Here is a 2,470-nt window from a genome sequence, read left to right as displayed (position 1 = left end):
TCAAAACCTGTATAGTACGGTTTGCACCGCGCCAGGGCAGGGCGGCTGGCGGGTTTTTCTCTGGTGAGAACCCTTTCGATGTCGATCGCCCATCCGATCACCTATCAGCAACTGACCGCGCGTATCGAAGCGGACATGCGGGCGTATCTCGCCTGCGCGGCGAGCGCGGCCGAGTCCTCGGGCCGTCTTGCGCCGCAGGCGTCGGCACGCAGCCTGTTCATCCTGTGGCTCGGTTTCGCGAATCAATGGCACGCGACGCACGACGACGGTCACCCTCCGACCCTGGCAGCCGACCAGGCGCGCCTGGTCGCGCTACTCGCCGACGGGCCATCGTCCGGCGAGCCCATCGCGCCAGCGTATGCCTTGGACCCGGCCGACGTGGGGGCCGAACTGGAAGCCGCCGGCCTGCGCTACGCGAGCCTGAGCCCCGCCGACTTCGTCGGCAACACGCTCACGGTGGCCGTGACGACGCTGCGTCGGCTCGGCCTGATCGGCACCGATGTCGCGGCGCGGGTGCCGGCCCGATGCCTGATTCGCGTGTTGCGCGATGACGCCGACGTGTTGCGGGCGCGGGTGATGTGGCCGTGGCAGCTGCAGCAGGACGGGCGCTGACGGCCGTGCGAAAAACCGCCTCCCGCGCAATCGGCCGGACGTCTCGTCGGGCCAGCCGTCGCCCACTGACCAAAGCCCAGCTGTTGCCGCTGCCGACTGCCGAGGTGCAGCGGCTGTCCCTGAAATTCCATCTTGCGCTTGCGACCTTGCGGGCCGGCCATGTCGATGCCGCTGTCTGTGCGGCGCTGCTCAATGCCCTCTACCTGGCGTTTTTGTTACGTGACGCTCGTGATCCGGATCTCACCCGTTACCAGACGGCTGAAGCTGTGCTCAACGCGGTGATGGCCCGCGCTGAGGTCGGCCGGCCGTCCACGCTGACCGATCCCGAACAGGGGGTGCTCGAACGGCTGGTGTTGTCCCTGGACGTGCAACTGGCCGCGGTGCCCCTGCACCGGTTCATCGACGCCTGGGCGCAGCTCGAACGCATCACCTACCATGGCGGCCACTCGCCGATCCCGGCGGCAGGGTAGGGCGATGGCGAATCGTACGCAGCAGCTCGAACTGCCACCGCCGCGCACCTACAGCCGCACCGAGTTCACTGCACTGCGCGCGCGCGTGAAAGGCCTGCCGATCGCGACGATCGAGCGGTTGTACTTCGATCGCGATGCCGCCGAACCCGTCGACGTCGCGCAGCTGCTGCGCACGATGCGCGATGACCTGGTCGCGGTCGCGCTGCGCGACGGTTCACCGGTGTTGAAATCCCACCTGCAGGCGGCGATCGAGAAATACGGCGAGCCGCGCCTCACGCCGGTGTCGCTGCAGCTGATCGAGCAGGTCGCCGCGCAGTGGGCCGTCGCGACGCCACAGGCCGATCATTCGGTCGTTCGCTGGTTCCGCCCGATCGTCGCCGCTCGCCTGGACGGCGAGGGGATCCGCACGCTCGGCGAGCTCGTCGCGTTTGTGAACCGTCGCGGCGGGCAGTGGTGGCGATCGGTGCCGCGCGTCGGTGTCGGCCGGGCGCGTGTGCTGATCGCCTGGTTGCGGCGTCACGCGGCGTCGATCGGCGCGGCCGTGGAGGCCGACGTCGACGCACACGACACACTGGCGCCGACGTCGACCCGCATCACGGCCGGCGCAGGGCCGCTGGCTCCGCTCGAGCGCCTGACACTGCCCGACGCGCTGTCCGGTGCGCACGGTGCGAACCGGGCGCCGGGATTCGCGTATCTCGGCGCCGCGCACGATCTGGATGCGGTGCGCGCCTACCTGCATCGATACGACGACCGGGCCGCCACGCAGCGGGTCTACAAGAAGGAGCTCGAACGCCTGGTCTTGTGGTGCGTGGCCGAGCGCGGCGTCGCGCTGTCGTCGATGCGGGTCGAGGATTGCGAGGCCTACAAGGCGTTTCTCGCCGCGCCGGGCGAGCGCTTTACGGGGCCGCCGGTTGCGCGCACGAGTCGCCGGTGGCGGCCGTTCGCGCCAGGCGGCCTGTCGCTAGAAAGCCAGCGCTATGCGGTGCGCCGGATTCGCGCGGCGTTCGCCTGGCTGGTTGCCGTGCGGTATCTGGCCGGCAACCCGTGGGCGGTTGTCACCGATCCGAACGTCGTCACGCGTGCGCGCAAGCTGCAGGTCGAGCGCGCGCTGCCGCTCGACCTCTGGACCCGCGTGCGCGCGACGCTGGCCGAACGCAGCGAGCTGCAGGGCCTAAGCGGGCCGCGCTGGCGCGCCGCGCGTGCGCTGTTGTTGCTGATGGGCGATAGCGGCCTGAGAATTGCCGAGGCGGCCGGCGTGACGAGGGCGGCGCTCGCCTGGCTGCCGGCAGACGACGACACGCCGGCGAGCTGGCTGCTCGAGGTGATCGGCAAGGGCAACAAGCAACGCTTCGTGCCGATCAGCGACGAGTGCGTCGACGCGTTGCGCG

3 protein-coding genes are annotated in these 2,470 nt (G+C 70.0%); all 3 read left to right on the top strand.

Features of this window, described 5'->3' with window-relative positions:
- Nucleotides 1-78: 78 nt before the first annotated feature.
- Nucleotides 79-612: a hypothetical protein gene (locus tag ACPUER_RS36330; protein WP_425133525.1), complete on the top strand. Its 534-nt coding sequence runs from the start codon at nt 79-81 to the stop codon at nt 610-612.
- On the top strand, nt 585-1,082 hold the full coding sequence (locus ACPUER_RS36325; RefSeq protein ID WP_425133524.1) for a hypothetical protein: 498 nt from the start codon (nt 585-587) through the stop codon (nt 1,080-1,082). Before ACPUER_RS36330 ends, ACPUER_RS36325 begins: the two co-directional genes overlap by 28 nt.
- A gap of 4 nt (nt 1,083-1,086) precedes the next feature.
- On the top strand, nt 1,087-2,470 hold a 1,384-nt coding region (locus tag ACPUER_RS36320), incomplete at its 3' end, for a phage integrase family protein (RefSeq protein WP_425133523.1).

Source organism: Burkholderia sp. DN3021, assembly GCF_049805555.1.
GTDB lineage: Bacteria > Pseudomonadota > Gammaproteobacteria > Burkholderiales > Burkholderiaceae > Burkholderia > Burkholderia pyrrocinia_C.
Note: the sequence above shows the minus strand (reverse complement) of the source record. Positions and strands in the feature narration are given on the sequence as shown.

What these genes read in the sequence shown, in the direction of transcription:
- ACPUER_RS36330 (WP_425133525.1), top strand. Translation starts at nt 79, where the DNA reads ATGTCGATCGCCCATCCGATCACCTATCAGCAACTGACCGCGCGTATC.